The sequence below is a fragment of the Paramesorhizobium salinisoli genome (genome assembly GCF_003335045.1).
Classification (GTDB): Bacteria; Pseudomonadota; Alphaproteobacteria; order Rhizobiales; family Rhizobiaceae; genus Paramesorhizobium; species Paramesorhizobium salinisoli.
The window spans coordinates 655,636-672,970 of the sequence record NZ_QOZG01000001.1 but is presented as its reverse complement, the minus strand read 5'-3'; the positions used below and the strand labels follow the sequence as shown (position 1 = coordinate 672,970).

Annotated in this window: 15 protein-coding genes; 11 read left to right on the top strand and 4 right to left on the bottom strand. The window is 57.2% G+C overall.

The features are described 5' to 3' along the window. Positions 1 to 412: 412 nt before the first annotated feature. On the top strand, positions 413 to 2,191 hold the full coding sequence (locus DUT91_RS03145; protein ID WP_114438866.1) for an ATP-dependent nuclease: 1,779 nt from the start codon (positions 413 to 415) through the stop codon (positions 2,189 to 2,191). Then, positions 2,184 to 3,704, top strand: coding sequence for a UvrD-helicase domain-containing protein (locus DUT91_RS03140; protein WP_114438865.1), 1,521 nt, complete (start codon positions 2,184 to 2,186; stop codon positions 3,702 to 3,704). The genes DUT91_RS03145 and DUT91_RS03140 overlap by 8 nt, the downstream gene beginning before the upstream one ends. Here DUT91_RS03140 and DUT91_RS03135 read toward each other — a convergent pair. The 3 genes from DUT91_RS03135 to DUT91_RS03125 are packed head-to-tail and all read right to left on the bottom strand — an operon-like array spanning position 3,701 to position 5,793. Continuing rightward, a complete protein-coding gene (locus DUT91_RS03135; protein WP_200834880.1) occupies positions 3,701 to 4,954 on the bottom strand; it encodes a hypothetical protein in 1,254 nt (417 codons plus the stop codon). The two genes, DUT91_RS03140 and DUT91_RS03135, sit on opposite strands and share 4 nt — an antisense overlap. A 36-nt stretch (positions 4,955 to 4,990) precedes the next feature. Then, positions 4,991 to 5,518: a GNAT family N-acetyltransferase gene (locus DUT91_RS03130; RefSeq protein WP_114438863.1), complete on the bottom strand. Its 528-nt coding sequence runs from the start codon at positions 5,516 to 5,518 to the stop codon at positions 4,991 to 4,993. Continuing rightward, complete coding sequence (locus DUT91_RS03125) at positions 5,515 to 5,793, bottom strand: type II toxin-antitoxin system TacA family antitoxin (protein WP_114438862.1); 279 nt, start codon at positions 5,791 to 5,793, stop codon at positions 5,515 to 5,517. Before DUT91_RS03125 ends, DUT91_RS03130 begins: the two co-directional genes overlap by 4 nt. Positions 5,794 to 6,387: 594 nt before the next feature. Between DUT91_RS03125 and DUT91_RS03120 the strand changes: the two genes are divergently transcribed. From DUT91_RS03120 to DUT91_RS25730, 9 genes are read left to right on the top strand one after another with little or no spacing between them, the layout of a single operon-like run. Then, positions 6,388 to 6,690, top strand: coding sequence for a HigA family addiction module antitoxin (locus DUT91_RS03120; protein WP_114438861.1), 303 nt, complete (start codon positions 6,388 to 6,390; stop codon positions 6,688 to 6,690). Then, entirely contained in the window at positions 6,677 to 9,439 is a 2,763-nt protein-coding gene (locus DUT91_RS03115; RefSeq protein ID WP_114438860.1) for a class I SAM-dependent DNA methyltransferase, read from the top strand. Before DUT91_RS03120 ends, DUT91_RS03115 begins: the two co-directional genes overlap by 14 nt. Next, positions 9,436 to 10,269, top strand: coding sequence for a hypothetical protein (locus DUT91_RS03110; protein WP_114438859.1), 834 nt, complete (start codon positions 9,436 to 9,438; stop codon positions 10,267 to 10,269). Before DUT91_RS03115 ends, DUT91_RS03110 begins: the two co-directional genes overlap by 4 nt. After that, the gene (locus tag DUT91_RS03105) at positions 10,266 to 12,323 is read left to right on the top strand and encodes a DEAD/DEAH box helicase (protein WP_114438858.1); all 2,058 of its coding nucleotides are present in this window, start codon (positions 10,266 to 10,268) and stop codon (positions 12,321 to 12,323) included. Before DUT91_RS03110 ends, DUT91_RS03105 begins: the two co-directional genes overlap by 4 nt. Then, positions 12,316 to 13,515, top strand: coding sequence for a GIY-YIG nuclease family protein (locus tag DUT91_RS03100; protein WP_114438857.1), 1,200 nt, complete (start codon positions 12,316 to 12,318; stop codon positions 13,513 to 13,515). The genes DUT91_RS03105 and DUT91_RS03100 overlap by 8 nt, the downstream gene beginning before the upstream one ends. A gap of 36 nt (positions 13,516 to 13,551) precedes the next feature. Then, positions 13,552 to 14,244, top strand: coding sequence for an HNH endonuclease (locus tag DUT91_RS03095; RefSeq protein ID WP_114438856.1), 693 nt, complete (start codon positions 13,552 to 13,554; stop codon positions 14,242 to 14,244). Continuing rightward, positions 14,241 to 14,879 carry a hypothetical protein gene (locus DUT91_RS26110; RefSeq protein WP_200834879.1) on the top strand — a complete coding sequence of 213 codons (639 nt, stop codon included), beginning with the start codon at positions 14,241 to 14,243 and terminating at the stop codon, positions 14,877 to 14,879. The genes DUT91_RS03095 and DUT91_RS26110 overlap by 4 nt, the downstream gene beginning before the upstream one ends. Further along, complete coding sequence (locus DUT91_RS03085; protein WP_114438855.1) at positions 14,879 to 15,193, top strand: nucleotidyltransferase domain-containing protein; 315 nt, start codon at positions 14,879 to 14,881, stop codon at positions 15,191 to 15,193. The genes DUT91_RS26110 and DUT91_RS03085 overlap by 1 nt, the downstream gene beginning before the upstream one ends. 44 nt (positions 15,194 to 15,237) lie before the next feature. Beyond that, entirely contained in the window at positions 15,238 to 15,396 is a 159-nt protein-coding gene (locus DUT91_RS25730) for a hypothetical protein (protein ID WP_160113620.1), read from the top strand. A gap of 5 nt (positions 15,397 to 15,401) precedes the next feature. Here DUT91_RS25730 and DUT91_RS03080 read toward each other — a convergent pair whose 3' ends face one another. Beyond that, positions 15,402 to 16,739 carry a hypothetical protein gene (locus DUT91_RS03080; RefSeq protein WP_147272144.1) on the bottom strand — a complete coding sequence of 446 codons (1,338 nt, stop codon included), beginning with the start codon at positions 16,737 to 16,739 and terminating at the stop codon, positions 15,402 to 15,404. Positions 16,740 to 17,335: the final 596 nt, after the last annotated feature.

Below are 17,335 nucleotides of genomic sequence, written 5' to 3'. Positions count from 1 at the left end.
CTTGGGTTGAAGCGCAGCGCTGCGCTGCAACCCTGCCCGTCGGCGAGACCGGGGGGAGTAAGGTGCAAGGGCGACCGGGACGGAGGGGGATCACCCGGCCTGCACAAGCGAATCGAAGCCCTTGGCGAGAGTGAGAAACACGCATCCGCGCGGAAGGCTGGGGAGACCGTCCCGGTCGAGCGCAAAGCGATCCCTTGCGCCGCGCCAGGGGGCAGAGCCCCCAAGCAACGGCTCGGTCAAAGCGAAGCGGCGGCCGGGCGCAAGGAGGTGTGCTGCTATGACAGCGAGCGAACAAATCGTTCAGATAATATTGTCAGCCCTTGCCGAGAGCTATTGATGATCGAACTTTCTATTTAAGGTTATTCACAACGCATGTCTGGGAGTTTGATTCTGTTCTCAGTCAGAGGGGCGCATGGGGGAAGAGAAAGTGGTTGAGGCAAAGCCGGCGGTGCCGATGATCTTGCGCCTGCGTATCGAGCGATACCGCGGGCTCGAATCGTTTAACTGGCTTCCCGATCCTCATGTGAATGTTATCATAGGCGGTGGAGACAACGGAAAGACGACGATCCTCGATGCCGTCGGCTTGTTGCTCAGCCCAGCAAATTCCGTTGTCATTTCCGATGCTGACTATTGGAAGCGTGCGCCGGAAGGCGAGTTTATCATTGAAGCGGTGCTGAAGCTGCCACCCGACACGGGAATCAATGAACAGAAGAAACCGAGTTGGCCATGGGAATGGGACGGAAACAAACCGGTAGTGCCCAATCCTGACGACGAAGAAACCGATAGAAAAGAAGAGGTTTATGTCGTTCGTGTTCGCGGAACGCCCGACTGCGACCTTGCCTATGAGATATGCCAGCCGAACGGTGAGTTCGATCATTTTTCGGTTTCCGTGCGCCGTAAGATCGGTCTTGTGAAGCTCGGGGGAGATGATCGCAACGATCGAGATTTGCGCCTCATCCAGGGTTCTGCTCTCGACCGACTGCTTTCCGACAAGTCTTTGCGCGCGAAACTCGCCAAGGAAATTGGCGAAAAAAATGTCGAAGAAAAGCTCGGCGATTCTTCAAAGAAGAAACTATCCGATCTGGACACGCAATTCGGCAAGCAAGCATTGCCCATAAATCTGGGGCTTGGCCTCGTTGGCGGACAAGGGTTCTCGCTCAATGCACTAATTGGTCTTACAGCCGAAAAGCATGACGTCCGGCTACCTTTGAGCAGTTGGGGTTCTGGAACTCGACGACTTGCCGCTCTGGAGATTGCATCATCGAACCAAAATGAACAGCCAATCACTATCGTCGACGAAGTTGAACGAGGTCTTGAGCCTTATCGCCAGCGTGTTCTGGTAAAAGAGTTGATGGCTGCGCCGACGCAAGCCTTCATCACCACCCATAGCGTCGCTGCTATCAAAGCCGCGACCAGCGCGAGCATTTGGTATCTCAGCGGCGAGCGGAAGATAGGCAAATTGGCTGACGCTACTTCGCCTCATATGATGAAAGACCCGGAGGCCTTTCTGTCGCGGATCGCCATCGTGGCCGAGGGCGCAACGGAGGTCGGTTTCGTAAAATTTCTTATCTTGAAGGCGGTGTCGAGCACGCCGCTGGAGTACGGCATTTGGGTGACGGATGGCGGCGGCAATGACCCAACGCTCCAATTGCTGGAAAGCCTCGCTAAGAGCGGCTTGAAATTCTCAGGCTTTGCTGACGATGAGGGGCGCGCGCCAGAACGATGGGCCACCCTTAAAACGGCATTGGGCGGCCTGCTGTTGCGATGGCCCAAAGGGTGCCTTGAGGAAAACGTCATCGAGCATGTCGCCGATAACGATCTGGAGAAGTTCATCGCAGATCCCGATGGGGACTCTGGGGAGCGGCTGCGCACCTTGGCATTGCGCTTGAAGATTGAGGAGAAATCCTACGCCGCGATCCTTGCTGCGGCCGGCAGTCCTGAGAATGTGCGAAAGCTCATCATTGCAGCGGCTACCGGTTCCGTGCCGGCGGGCACGCCGGAAGATCAAAAGAAGGCGCTCAAAAGTCACGGGAAGACGTGGTTCAAAACGGTAGGAGGCGGATTCGAGCTTGGATCAAAAATGCTCGCATTTGGCATCTGGCCCACGCTCGAAGGCCAGCTTTTGCCGTTCGTGAACGCTATCCGGCAGTCGGTTGATTTGCCGGTCATAGCGGAACTGCCTGATGAGTGATGAATCGGTTGCAGCAGCGCTAAGGTCAGGGGCTTCGCTCGTCGTGATCGAAGCGCCTGGCGGATGTGGCAAAACCCACCAAGGCGCGCAATATGCCGCAGATGCTGCCGAAATTATCGAAAGCCGTATCCTGATCCTGACCCATACGCACGCAGCCTGCGACGTGTTCGCGGCGCGAACTGCGTCGTCGCGCACCAGGGTAGAAATCCGCACCCTCGATAGTTTGATCGGCCAGATAGCGTCTGCTTATCATGGACGTCTCGATCTTCCAGCGGACGTCAGCGCCTGGTCGCGCACCAATGAAGACGGATATAATCGAGTGGCCATAAAGGTCGCGCACCTGCTCGACAAAAAGCCGCTGATCGCCAGCGCGTTAGCTCGGCGATATCCGCTTATCATTTGCGACGAACACCAAGACGCAACCGCAGCCCAAGACCAGATCATTCTCGCCCTTCATAAGGCGGGCGTTTACCTGCGCATTTTTGCTGATCCCATGCAGCGGATATTCGGCGGCCGGAATGCGACGGCCATTGCAGCCGAGATCAAGCGATGGACGGACCTCAAAGAACAGGCGAACGAATTCGAGGAGTTGGACACGCCGCACCGTTGGGCAAATACCAACCCGGCACTTGGTGCGTGGGTTTTAACTGCCCGAGCAACGCTGCGTGATGGCGGCCAAGTCGATTTACGCGGTGCCTTGCCAAATGGTCTTCGCGTTATCCGCGCTGACAACGTTGCCCGTGCCCCAGGACAATATCAACTTGCCGCGCAGCATCGCACGCCATTAACCCAGCTGATGCGACCGCTCAACTCGGTTTTAGTCGTTGCGGCACATAATACGACGGTATCGTCGCTCCGGGCATTCTTCAATCGATCGATCCCGATATGGGAAGGCCATACACGCGAGGCGCTTGACGGGTTGTGCAATGGCTTACGCATTCACAACGGCAATCCGCTCGAAATTGGCAAGATCGCGGTTGATTTCGTTAGCGGCGTGGCGACCGGATTTTCTCCAACCGGATACAGCCGTCTGCTACTGGACGAGATTGAACAGGGTTGCACCAAGCGGCGCACAAAAAAGCCTGCCATTCTTCAATCCCTTGGACGCATCATCTTGGAACAGCCCGACCATCAAGGCGTCGGGCGTTTTCTCGCGACGCTGCGCGCACTCACCAAGGACGACGAGGCATTCGCTGCTATCAAGATCGACCATTCCCGTGAGTATAACGACGCGATTCAACTTGGACGCTATGCTTCTCCTGACGAAGGGCTTGCGGAGATCGCACGACGCCGGGCGCATAGTCGTGCGGCCATTCCTTCCAAAGCGGTCAGCACCATACATAAGGCTAAAGGTTTGGAGTTTCCGCATGTCGTGGTGGCGGCGTGCGACCGGCAGCATTTCAGCGATACGAAGGCAGCTCGGGCTAAGCTCTATGTCGCCCTGAGCCGCGCCACGGAGAGTTTAACCTTGTTAGTGTCGCATACCCATCCGACGCCGCTATTACACATTTAACTGCCGGGGGGTGTTCTTAGCTCCTCCAACCAGTCCAGAACTCCGTCGAATACCTCGTCCTTGACCTTAATCCAGCCATTCGTGCTCATCTGCTCGATCAGCGTTTCCAGGGCGCGGATGAACTCCGTCTCCGTATTGAATCGATGCGTAAAGGCGTGAAAGGAATTGTAGTCCATCACCATGCCGCCCCCGCTTAGACCGGCGAGCTTTTTGCAGGCGGCCGCATAGGCTTCGCCCTCATCGTCAAACAATTCTTTGACGATGGCTAGTCCGATGACACGTCGCTGCTCTAGCGATATTTCTATGTCCTTGCCGCCAACAACGAGCGTGGCAGTTGGCTCGCGCTGTAGATAACGAGCGGCCCCGTTAATTTGTCTTATGGCGTCATCAATCTGGCTATGTGTGGAGCGCCGCTTGCGCTCCAGAGTGCGGCTAATCCCGGCCTCAGTTGTCGGGCTGTCTTTGGCCTGAATCAGGATTGCCAGTTCGCCGGTGAGAACAAGGTGGTCCAGTATCTCCTTGAAGGTGTCCTTGCGTCTCGGATTCATCATAATCTGTTGCGGCTCGAAAGCACGCAGCAAACAGGCTGAAATATCTCGCTCCTGATAATAGCCGGGTTCGGTTCTTGTGAGAGTGTCGCGACGGTATCCTGAGCCGCCCTGATAAGCGTTCACCTCGGGCGTCATGTCGAGGACAAATATATCGTTCGGCGATAGCTCCTCCTTGAATATCGCCCGGATCGCGCTCTCGTCGTCTTGCGGCGTTCGATTTCCGAACCAATCGCCCAAGACACTATGGATGCTCTTCACTGTCTCGGGGTGATAGCCAAGCAGGTGAATATGCTCGGCGCCGATAAGGCAGCTCCCATTGTCCTCCAGGGCCGTCCTGAAGCTCATCCACTCGTAATCCTGCTCATCGAAAAAATAGACATCGACTTCGTCGTACTTGAGGATCTCGAGAATGCCTTGGGAGAAGCCATCATCGCCAAACAGCGGCGATCTGATGATAAGCGGCTCGTCATCATCATCGAAGAAAGCGGTGATGAGCGACGTTGTAGTGACCGTCGAGGATTGAAGTGCAGGCAGGTAGAAGGCGAAGGAGCCGTTCATCTTGGCGGCTAGAATCGCCTCTTTCTGCGTTTTGATAACCAGCGACAGCGCCGTGTCTTCACCCAATCGGATGGGCATCAAACCGCCCGCGAATTCTGCGATAAGAGGCTTTAATTCTGGATGAAGAACTGTCAGTCGCACTAGCAAACCCTGAAAGAAAGAAACTGCGAACGACCGTCAGAGAAGGCCTTTAGTCTTGAGGTCGGCGGCGAAAGTGGCGAGCGGCATGACAAGCGTGAGGGGCTGGTTTTCCAGCCGCTCAGCTCCGTAGCTGGCATACCATTGGGCTGCGCGTTCGCCCTTCGCGTCGATAATCAGCAGCACGCCGCCGGCCTCGGATGCGATCCGTAGGCAGCGAAGCGCCGCGGCCGCGAGGAGCTGACCGCCCAATCCATGGCCTGCTACGGAGACATCCGTTGCAATCCGGGCGAGCTTGAATCCAGAAACTTCATGCTGGGCCAGCCCCTTCGTCATCGACGCCGGCACACCCGTGTGTGCCACGGAGGAGGGGGCGACAGTGTAGAATCCCAGCACGCGGTTGGGCGTAGAGGCGTCGATCGCACAGAAGGTCTTCGAGGCGTTCTGTTCGTGGCTTTGACGGGCGTAGCGTCGGAAGAAATCGTTCATCGCCGGATCGCCGCAGTCGAAGGACTGGCGCCCATGCGATTTCGCGATTGCTTCCTCTCTCCAGGCGGGCAGCGTCATAGAGTTTGGGGCAACGCCGCTATCGCCGCCCGCAACTTCGCGTTGGGCTTGGGCGGATTTTCCAGCAGTTCGAGCACGCGTGCATGATCGCGCGCGGTCAGGCGAACGACCTCGGCCGCCTCGATAACGGCTTCGGCTTCGCGTAAGGCGGTCTGGGTTACGAAGTTGGTCAGGTCGGTGTTGCGCAGCGCAGCCGCGCGCACGAGCTTGGCCTTCGTTTCCGACGAAACCCGCAAATTCATGCGCTTATTGTCATCCACGGCAGCTTGGGGCATCTCCGTCTTCCTCGTAAATCGTACATATTCAAGATGTACGTGATTACACCCGACTTTTCAAGATCGTGTGTCTTGATGGAGTACGTTTCTCGCTAATCCTCGACAGGAGGTGGCGGGAGCTCCCCGCAGAAGGGGCAGGCCGCCGCGGGGTTTCGCAGTGACGCGCTGCACTATCGAGAGGAAGTGTCACGGTCTGATTTAGCTCAAAAAGCGCGGAAGTCGTCCAATCGATCTGGCGACATTAGACCACCACGAAAAAACTACGTGTTCAACTGCTGGGTTAATATGCAGATTGCGGCCCTCGAAGCCCCGCGTGCGCGGTATTGTTGTCGTGGGCCGTTGGATCAGCGTCGGCGAACCATGATTGCATCTGTCACGGATTCTATGTGGTAGCAGCGGCGTCGCGGTTGCCGGCCCTGCCTGGATGATCTGCCGAGAGGTCGTTAGGCAAAGGTGGATGCGCTCACCCCGCTGAGCGCCTCGGTCACTGCGAATATTGCGTGGACAGAATGATCCGAATGCCGCACGAGCGATTGTCGAGTGTCGATTATCACTATAAGGTTCCGCGGTAGGGTTTGAGCGAGTCGATTGGCGATGCATCCAGGATCAGTGGTTCGGCAGGAATGCCTCGAAAAGCACGGGCTAAGCGTGACCGACGCAGCACGCGTTCTCGGCGTGGATCGGCAGACCCTCAGCAACCTGTTGAACGCGCGGTCGGGCATCTCGCCTGAAATGGCGATCCGGCTAGAGAAGGCTTTCGGGTTGCCGGCCCGCGAGTGGTTGATGCGTCAACTCGATTACGAGCTGGCCGAGGCGATGCAGAAGGCCGAGGGCATCGATGTCCAACCGTTTGCTGGTACCCCGGACGACAGTCAGGGCGCTCATGAACGCGGTTGAAATCGAAGAAGCCATCTCGGTGCTCGCGGAGCGGCCGTTCGACGCCGAAGAGTTTCCCTACGCGTTCCTCGAGGCCTTCGGGAACAAGGAGACCACCCTCAAGCGCCTGCGTAAGGGCGAATCAAACAAGTCCGATCTGGGCGGCGTGCTTCAGACCAACAACATTCACATCGCTACCTGCAAGCCGGGTGAGGTCACGCGCACGCTGGAAGCGTTGAAGGCGAGCCCGGCTACGGCGCGGGCGAAGGCGCGCTTCGTGCTGGCGACCGACGGCGAGCTGTTCGAAGCCGAAGACCTCACGATCGACGATGCGCCGGTCTCCTGCACCTATGCGGATTTCCCGAACCACTTCGGCTTCTTCCTGCCACTGGCCGGCATCACCACGGTCAAGCAGGTCCGTGAAAGTTCGTTCGACATTCGCGCGACGAGCCGTCTAAACCGGCTCTACCTCGAGCTGCTGAAGGACAATCCCGAGTGGGGCACCGCGCAGCGCCGACACGACATGAACCACTTCATGGCGCGGCTGATCTTCTGCTTCTTCGCGGAGGATACCGAGATCTTCAACGGTAGCCGCGCCTTCACATCGGCCGTCGAGACCATGAGCGCGAAGGACTCTGCGAACACGCATGAGGTGATCAGCACGCTGTTTCGGGCCATGAACACCAAGGCGGAGGAGCGCGCGGCCGCCGGCATCCCGCGTTGGGCGGATGGCTTTCACTATGTAAACGGCGGGCTGTTCTCCGGCAGCGCAGATGTGCCGCGCTTCAGCCGTATCGCCCGATCCTACCTGCTGCACATCGGCAGCCTCGATTGGAAGAAGATCAACCCGGATATTTTCGGGTCGATGATCCAGGCCGTGGCCGACGACGATGAGCGCGGCGCACTCGGCATGCACTACACCAGCGTGCCGAACATCCTGAAGGTGCTGAATCCGCTGTTCCTCGGCGATCTGCGAGAGAAGCTGGAAGAGGCTGGTGACAATGCGCGCATGTTGCTCAACCTGCGGAAACGTATGTCGAAAATCCGCGTGTTCGATCCGGCCTGCGGATCGGGGAACTTCCTTGTCATAGCCTATAAGGAAATGCGGGCCATCGAAGCGGAAATCAATCGACGTCGCGACGAAGCTGACCGGCGTACGGAAATTCCGCTCACGAACTTTCGGGGGATCGAACTGCGCGACTTCCCGGCCGAGATCGCGCGGCTGGCGCTCATTATCGCGGAATATCAATGCGACGTGCTATATCGCGGCCAGAAGGAAGCGCTCCGCGACTTCCTCCCGCTGGATGCGCAGAACTGGATCACCTGCGGCAATGCGCTGCGGCTAGATTGGCTCAGCTTGATGGATGTTGATAGGAAAGGCGTGAAGTACCGGGCCGATGACCTGTTCCACACGCCGCTCGATCAGGCGCAGATAGACTTCGAGAACGAGGGCGGCGAGACATACATTTGCGGCAATCCGCAGTTTAAGGGCGCTCGCAAACAGACAGCTTCTCAAAAAGAAGATATGTCTCTGCTCTTCGAAGGCCACAACGATTTTAAGGACTGCGACTACGTCGTCGGCTGGTTTATCAAAGCAGCGGAATTCATAAGCAAATGTCAGGCGCGCTTTGCATTTGTATCAACGAGCTCGATAAGCGAAGGAGAACAAGTAGCGCACCTTTGGTCGCGACTATATGGCATGGACTGCCATATCTATTTCGCTCACCGAAGCTTCAAGTGGAGAAACAATGCTTCGAATAATGCTGCTGTTACATGCATTATCATTGGGGTTTGCCAAGGTAAACCCAAGTCAGCGGCTCTATATGACGGAGATACGAGAAGAGATGTTCAGTGCATCTCGCCTTACTTAGTAGCCGGCGACGAGATTTACGTCAAAGCTCATTCCGCTCCTCTCAGTCTGGGCTTTGGAAGAATGGTCTCCGGCAGCATGCCTCGAGATGATGGCAATCTCCTTTTCTCCTCTGATGAAGCCAAAGCTGTAGTTCAAGAGGACTCCCGTGCCGAAATATTCATTCGTAACTTTGTTGGTTCGCAAGAACTGACCGGCCATAGAGGCCGAAAGTGTCTGTGGATAGAGGACTCCGATCTTAACACTGCAATTTCTGTTCGAGGGATTGCAGCACGCATCTCCGATGTTCGTTCATTCAGGGCTGCGTCTTCGGCAAAGACAACGCAAGGATACGCGAGCATCCCTCACAAATTTGCGCAAAGGGCACACAAACCCGGATTATCTATTGCGGTCGCAAAAACATCGTCGGAATCTCGTGAATTTTTGCCGGCCGATTTATTCACGGAATCCACAGTGATTTCCGACGCCGCTTTTGCCATTTATGCTCCAAGCATTTGGCAACTTGGCATCATCTCATCAACGCTCCACAGAGTCTGGATCGCAACCGTGTGCGGCCGACTGAAAACGGACTTCAGGTACTCCACTACACTTGGGTGGAACACCTTCCCTGTGCCTACTCTGACCGAGAAGAACAGGGCCGATCTGACACGCTGCGCTGAGGACATCCTCCTGACGCGCGAGGCCCATTTCCCTGCTACCATCGCGGACCTCTACGATCCCGACGCCATGCCCGATGACCTCCGCGCAGCCCATGAGCGTAACGATGAGGTGCTGGAGCGCATCTATATTGGACGACGATTCAAGAATGATACTGAACGGCTCGAAAAGCTGTTCGAGCTTTACACCAAGATGAGCGCCGTAGCGGGCGCCGGAAAGAAGCGAAAGGTGGGCGCGGCATGAGCAGCCTCACCGATATCGAAAAGCGCTATTTTGAAAAGCTGCTCGGGATGCAGAGCGGCTACGTGCTGGATTATTCCGATGCGACGTTTGGCGAGTTTTTCAACCGCCATAAGGTCAACATCCACGGGCAGAAGTATCAGACCTACGGCACCTCCAAGGCCAAGAAGATGCGGGCGTTCTGGGAGCAAGAGCCTGATGCCCTGGTTGCAAAGGTGCTGGAAGAGTTGCTGGAAGCCTATGAGGCCGACTGCAGCCTGAACAACTGCGATGCTGATGCGGCCGTTCTCGAAAAATCTCGCGCCATCGTCATGCGCCTCTCGGGCAAACCTGGGCCTTCAAAGCCGGTGCAGACTATCGACGATTTTCTGCACAGCGAGTTTTCGATCCCCAACATCCAAAAGTTGCCTATCGAGGCGATGGCCGTGCCGATCATCGAAAGCAGATTGAGCGAAGCGCGCGCTGCAATGGGCGCGGGCGCATATCTTTCCACCATCTTCCTGTGCGGCAGCGTGTTGGAAGCTGTCCTGCTGGGGGCTGCGCAGAAAGAGCCTGCGCGCTTCAACCGGGCTTCGGCCAGTCCGAAAGCTGGCGACGGTAGCGTAAAGCGGTTCCACGAATGGAGTCTCGCACAGTTCATTGATGTTGCTTGCGAGGCTGGGCTGCTGAAGCCGGACGTGAAGAAATTCAGTCACGGTCTGCGCGATTTCCGCAACTACATCCATCCATATGAACAAATGGTCTCCGGTTTCACGCCGGATCAACATACGGCGAAAGTCTGCTTCCAGGTGCTCAAGGCGGCGCTTGCGAGTGTGGCGGGGGAAAGAAAATGACTCAAGAAACCAAGTCCGTCCCCTCCGTCTCGGTTCGCTACGCCACCAACGGCAGCTCGACCAAGGCCAATGAGTTCGGCATGCGGCCGATGCAGGAACGCGCCTTCGAGAAACGGGGCGAGCAATATCTGCTGATCAAGTCGCCGCCGGCCTCGGGCAAAAGCCGCGCGCTGATGTTCATCGCGCTCGACAAGCTCACCAACCAGGGCGTGAAGCAAGCCATCATCGTCGTGCCGGAAAAATCCATCGGCTCCAGCTTTCATGACGAGCCGTTGAGTAATCACGGATTCTGGGCCGACTGGCATGTCGAGCCGAAATGGAACCTCTGCGACGCGCCGGGCAATGACAATGGCGGCAAGGTCAATGCGCTCGGCGCTTTCCTCGAAAGCGGCGACAAGGTGCTGGTCTGCACCCATGCGACCTTCCGCTTCGCCGTCGATAAGTTCGGCTTCGAAGCCTTCGATGACCGGCTGATCGCGGTGGATGAATTTCATCATGTCTCGGCCAATCCCGACAACAAGCTCGGTCTGCATCTGGGCGAGTTCATCGCGCGCGACCGCGTTCATGTCGTGGCGATGACCGGTTCCTATTTCCGGGGCGACGCCGAGGCAGTTCTGGCGCCGCAGGACGAAGGCAAGTTCGAGAGCGTCACCTACACCTATTACGAGCAGCTCAACGGCTATCAGTATCTGAAGCAGCTCGACATCGGCTATTTCTTCTACTCAGATTCCTATGCCGACGACATCCTGAATGTGCTGAACCCGGCCGAGAAGACGATCATCCACATCCCGAACGTCAATTCGCGCGAGAGCACGAAGGACAAGATCAAGGAAGTCGAGCACATCATCGAAGAGCTGGGCGCCTGGCAGGGAACCGATCCCGCCACCGGCTTTCAGTTGGTCAGGACGGCAGAGGGCAGGTTTCTGCGCATTGCCGATCTGGTAGATGACGATCCAGCCAAGCGCGACCGCGTGTCCGCCGCGCTGAAAGACCCGGCGCAGAAGAACAACCGCGATCATGTCGACATCATCATCGCCCTCGGCATGGCGAAGGAAGGCTTCGACTGGATCTGGTGCGAGCACGCGCTCACAGTTGGCTATCGCTCCAGCCTGACCGAGATCGTGCAGATCATCGGTCGCGCCACCCGTGATGCACCGGGTAAGACCCGCGCCCGCTTCTCAAACCTGATCGCCGAGCCTGCCGCCGCCGACGACATCGTCACCGAAGCAGTGAACGACACGTTGAAAGCGATCGCGGCGAGCCTGCTAATGGAGCAGGTGTTGGCGCCGCGCTTCGAGTTCAAGCCTAAGAATCCGCAAAATGAGCCGACGCCGGGTTTTGATTATGGCGAGGGCGGCTACGATCCGAATAAGTGCAACGTCGGCTTCAACGAGGCATCCGGTAAGTTCCAGATCGAGATCAAAGGCCTTGCCACACCGAAGAGCGAGGAAGCGACGCGTATCTGCCAGGAGGACCTGAACGAGGTGATCGCGGCGTTCGTGCAGGATAAGACAACGATCGAGCGCGGCCTCTTCGACGAGGAACTCGTCCCCGAAGAACTGACCCAGGTGCGCATGGGTAAGATCATCAAGGACAAGTTCCCTCATCTCGACGCAGAAGATCAGGAGGCCGTACGTCAGCATGCTGTGGCGGCGTTGAATCTGACCCAGAAGGCGAAAGAGGTAGCGGCGGGCAGCTCGCTCGGCGAGGAGAGTGCGAATACCGCTTTTGTCGATGGCGTGCGAAAGTTCGCCATGGACGTGCGTGAGTTGGATATCGACTTGATTGACCGGGTCAATCCCTTCGGCGAAGCGTATGCGATCCTCGCCAAGACGATGAGCGAGGAAAGTCTTAAGCAGGTCGCCGCGGCGATTGCCGCCAAGCGCACCAGCCTGACGCCGGAAGAGGCGAAGGTGATCGCCAAGCGCGCCGTTGAGTTCAAGCGGGAACGGGGGCGCCTGCCGTCAATCAGCTCGGCTGATGCTTGGGAAAAACACCTAGCAGAAGGCGCGGCCGCCTTCGTCCGCTTTAAGGATGAGGGCCGCTATGAGTGATCTTGACCTTGATGAACTGCGTTCGGAGCTCGACGATTTCGCGCACCCGGAAAAGAAGGGCGGTCGTTCGCCCCGGGAGGAGCGCATCATCGCGGGCTTTGAGGAGATTCAGCGCTTTGTCCAGAAAATCGGCCACGCTCCGCGCCACGGCGAGCATGGCGATATATTCGAACGGCTCTACGCCGTTCGGCTAGACCGACTGCGCGCTCTGGAAGAATGCCGGTCCCTTCTCACACAGTTTGATCATCAGGGACTGCTTACAGATGCGCCCATGGCGTCTGGCCCGCCCGCGGACTCGATGAATGAGGATGAGCTGCTCGCCGAACTGGAGGGCGCGGCCGGCTCATCCGACATCACCAAGCTGCGCCATGTGCGCACCAGTGCGGAGAAGCGCGAGGCCGAAGAAATCGCGAACCGCGAGAAGTGCTTGGATTTCGAGAAATTCAGACCACTATTCCAACAGGTGCTGGCCGATCTTGAGAGCGGGCGTCGGACCACAAGACCCTTCGTCAAGGATGCGGGTTTCCTGAAAGCCGACATTCAGGCCGGGCAATTCTTCATCCTTGGCGGCCAGACCGCTTATGTGGCGGAGATTGGAGAGCCGATAAAGGCACCCAACGGAGAAACCGACGCGCGGCTCCGAGTGATCTATTCCAATGGCACCGAGAGCGACCTGCTACTGCGATCACTGCAGCGCGCCCTTTACAAGGACGAGGCTGGTCGACGTGTTACCGAGCCCAGCGCCGGCCCGTTATTCGACGACCGGACTGGCGATGGTGATCAGGCCAGTGGCACAATCTATGTGTTGCGGAGCAAGTCCGACCACCCCTTGGTCGCAGCCAACCGCGAAATCCTGCATAAGATCGGCGTGACGGGCGGTAGCGTCGACCGGCGTATCGCTAACGCTCGGCTTGATCCAACCTACCTCATGGCCGACGTCGAGATCGTCGCGACTTACGAACTCTACAACATCAACCGCGCCAAGCTCGAAACGTTGATCCACAAGGTCTTTGGCGCCGCTCGCTTGGATGTCGAGATCAAGGATCGTTTCGGCCAGCCGATCGTGCCCAAGGAGTGGTTCCTGGTTCCTCTATTCGCCATTGATGAGGCCGTAGGTCGCATCAAGGATGGCACGATCACGGGCCATGTTTACGATCCGAAAACTGCGCATTTAATGCGGTTCGAACGCTGACGTTCTCGAACGGGGCGAAGGAAGACTGGAGATTTGATGGCAGATCGTAAGGCGATATCAACTGCAACACGACTGCGCCTCTTCGCGGCTGCATCGGGGTATTGTCAGAAACCGGACTGTCTTGATGCACTCTTTCCCGCTGAAATGGGTGGCGACAAACACATCGCTGAAATGGCCCACGTCATCCCGCATGGTGACGCGGGACCCCGCCATGAAGATCGACCGGCAGAAGACTTCGACCCTGATACGTTCGAAAATCTGATCTTGTTGTGTCCGACCTGCCATACGACGATAGACAAGGATCCCGAGGCTTACCCACGCAATATTCTGCTTGATTGGAAAGCCAATCATCTCGGACGACTGGCGCTCAAGCAAGGGATCAAAGCCTACGACAATCGGGAACAGGTACGAGCCGCAGTCGCAGGCATCATGGCTGAGAACCGAGCAATCTGGGAGAAGTTCGCACCCGAGGAAGGCTCGGGCTTCGAATATGATCCGGAATCCGGCACTGCGGCGGCCTGGGACCATCGGATGAGAAGCGTGATCCTGCCCAACCACTACCGCACCTTGGCAATCATCGAGGCCAATCTGGGCCTCGCCACCGCTGATGAGCGGCGCACCTTCGCTGAGTATCAGGAGCATGTGCGCGGCCTGTCGGAGCGTCACGTATGCGGGGTCGCCGGCCGCGCCATTCGCTTCCCGGATTTGATGGAGGGCATCTTCACGTGAACTGGCAGATCAAATACGCGCTCGCCTCTTTCGCAAAAGAGAGGCAGTCGAGCGCGGAACATGTTGGCGGTGACATCATACGGATCATGACGCGGGATCGACCCGACGTACTTGCGGCAATTACGTCCGTCGAGACGGTCGATCAGGCGACGGCAGCGCGATACCGGGAACAGGTCGAGGGCCTCGATTTCCTATGCGGCTATCGCGCAGAGTGTGTCTGGGAGGGGGAGGCAATCCAGTATCTCGAAGAAAACCGTATAGGCTGGGGAAGCTTCGGTACACTCGGTTCAGCGGCGCTGGACGGGAATGCTAACTCGGCGCCGCACAAGGTCTACAAGTTCTCGGATCGGCTTCTGCGGCAATATGGGCGGGTGGAGAAGGTTGATAGAGAGTTCGACCGCATCCACCGCATCACCTTGCGGGGTGGCGCAACGTTACGGATCGGCATGATTGCAGACTATGAACCGACGGCGAACGAAGTTCGCTCTCTATGGGACCGTTTTGGCCCAGTCGACATCGTATGGAACATCAATCCCAATGGCACACCGCAGCCCGAAGCGAATGAGGCGGGGCGAGAGCTGGGGTGCGAGGTAATGAAATGGGACGAGTTGAAGGATCGCCTGAGCAAAGCCTGATGACGGCGAGCGAGATCGCTGTCCATCTTTTGAATACTTGCGTCTCGCTGGTGCATTACGATGCGTACATGTTCGGCTCGACCCTGCAGGGTGTTGGCCAGGATATTGATATTCTCATTGTCGGGCCGGCGGGCGATCCGCTGACGCAGCTCAAGAAGGAACTGCGGTACGCAGGGGAAAGCTTGCCGCTCCACATTCTCTACATGCAGCCATCAGAAGAGCGTCACACTCAGTTCGTAGCGAGAGAGAAGTGCATTCCGCTCGCGCACCTTGCCGCGTCATGCCGACGAAGCCGCGTACGAACTCAGTTTTGATATGTTTTGCGGGGCACGGCCAACACCTCGGCAAGAGGTCAGTCGTGGCTGATGAGGTAGATGAGAAAGGTTTCCCGCAGCGCGTCGTCGATGCTCCGTTCGCCAGGAAGTCGCGCGCATCGAAGAGGTTGCGTATTTCGCACCTTGATACAAATCCTCGGATTCTGATCGCTGAAACCGCGGTCTGGTATCAGCCCGTCTGAGAGGTCTAATCTCTCTCGGCTTCCTCAATCGGCAAGGCCAAGGCGTCTGTCCACTCCAGCGGCGAGCACGAGGTGGCCAGCCCCTTTGCGTCGTCGATAGACCAGAGTTGAAGGGTGACGGGGGAAGAATAGTAAAAGCGGCCCCGTTCCGCTTCCTCTTCAGGATCTGGCTCAGCGAAATCGACTTTCGACGATCTCGCCGAAATGTCGAGGAAATGGGGACTGATCAGGGCGTCGATCTGTTTCAGACGCTGCCGGACCCAAGTCTTCATTGTGGTCACTCTTGCAGCATCCTCGGACGTCGCTTTTTCGAGATGACGGAGCACTGCGTTCAATTTGTCCCATTGGGTCAGTTGTTCATGGACCGCATCCACAAACTCCATGCGGCGCTTCTCGCGACTATTGAACTCCTCTTCGCGTTGGCGTCGAACTTCGGCGTCTCGGTGGCGGCGCTCCCGCTCGTCGGATTCTCTCCTGCGCTCACCAATGTACGCGGCGTGCACGACGAAACCTGCCAATATGTCCGGCAGCATGCTTTCCAGGGCTTGCGTCTTTCCGTCGGAGTAAATGCGGCGAAGACCTGAATACGGGTTGGTGTGAATAACGATAGCGAGCCGACCGGACGGAACGTGGTCGTATTTGGGCCAGGGGTCGGTGCTGTAGCCCCAGCGCATCCTTTCATCACGCTGCTTCAACTCGGCTGGTGTTGGTTGATGCAGAGTTTTCTCGGGCTGTTCCTCTAGGCCGAACGCAATTGCTTCATTCTCAACGAAGAGCACCAACCCACCTTCGGTTGCCCTGGGCAAATGGCCTTGGGTTTCCGCAAGAGCGAACAACTGGCTTAGAACCCGAATTCCCCGTTCAATGGAAGCAGGAGCAATTTTGAGCGGGACAGCGCCTTTCGAGCGGGCCGCGGCGAAACCTTGGCTATCAGGACGCGCTTTTGAAATCGTGCGCCTCGTGGCAGCTAGATATAGCGGTTCAACGATGCTCGGCGCCAATTCTGATGCGGGGACCATAAGCTGCTTAGCCGCAGCGTGCTTGTGGAGCCTGTCTCTTGCTTTTTCCTTGGCTTCGCGGACCGACGGAGACAAATGCTGGTCGGAACTTCCTGATATCCTGATCGTAGCCAAATTTGGTTCGGTCAGTGGCGGCAGCACTTCCTTGCTGACCCGCTTGCCGTATTCCAGCTTTGCCCAGTATCCACGTTCCGGTGTCGGAATGTGGTGGCGATCACAGGTCTTCTTCAACGCCGTACCCGTAACGCCATAGTCTGCTGCAACTTTGGTCATGGGTTTGGACCAAACCTGCTCGTAAAGCTCTTCCCGAGAAACTGTCTTCACCCTCTCAACCTCTGTCGTCCATGTAATGTGCTCGATCCCAGCCCGCCTTCCCAACGATCCACGATCGAGGTGGAGGATTGATTTTGCCGGTTTTGACGGTACTTTATCGGCGCGTCGGATTCGACAGCTGCGGTCTATGCCTCACTGTGAAGCGGCCGATAGATGCCGATAGTTCACAGAATTTTTTCAGCTAGGTGCGCCCCTGAAAACCCAGCAAAATCAAAAGGCTAGGTTTTGGACGGTACCTTTCACGGTATAATCACTCGACAATTTTATTTTTCGTAAACAAATCAGATACTTAGAGCGAAAAAAAATACTAGAGTGGGAGTGACGGATACCAACGGCGGCAATAGCGTAGTTTCGACGGTGGTTTTCGCCTTCGCTTAATTGCCGCTCCCGTCCGTCTTTCATTTCCATTGAATCGCCTACTCCATTTCTTTCCTACGGGATCGATCTGCGCCCGCTTCAGGATGGTGTAAAGCCGCTTCCATTGGCGGGAGTGCTCTGGCGTAGCATAGCGTGCACAAAGGCGGGTCCGCTTCGAGCCCCGTTGACGTCAGTCAGGAGTGTGCACGGCGGTCCTGACCGGCCGTTCC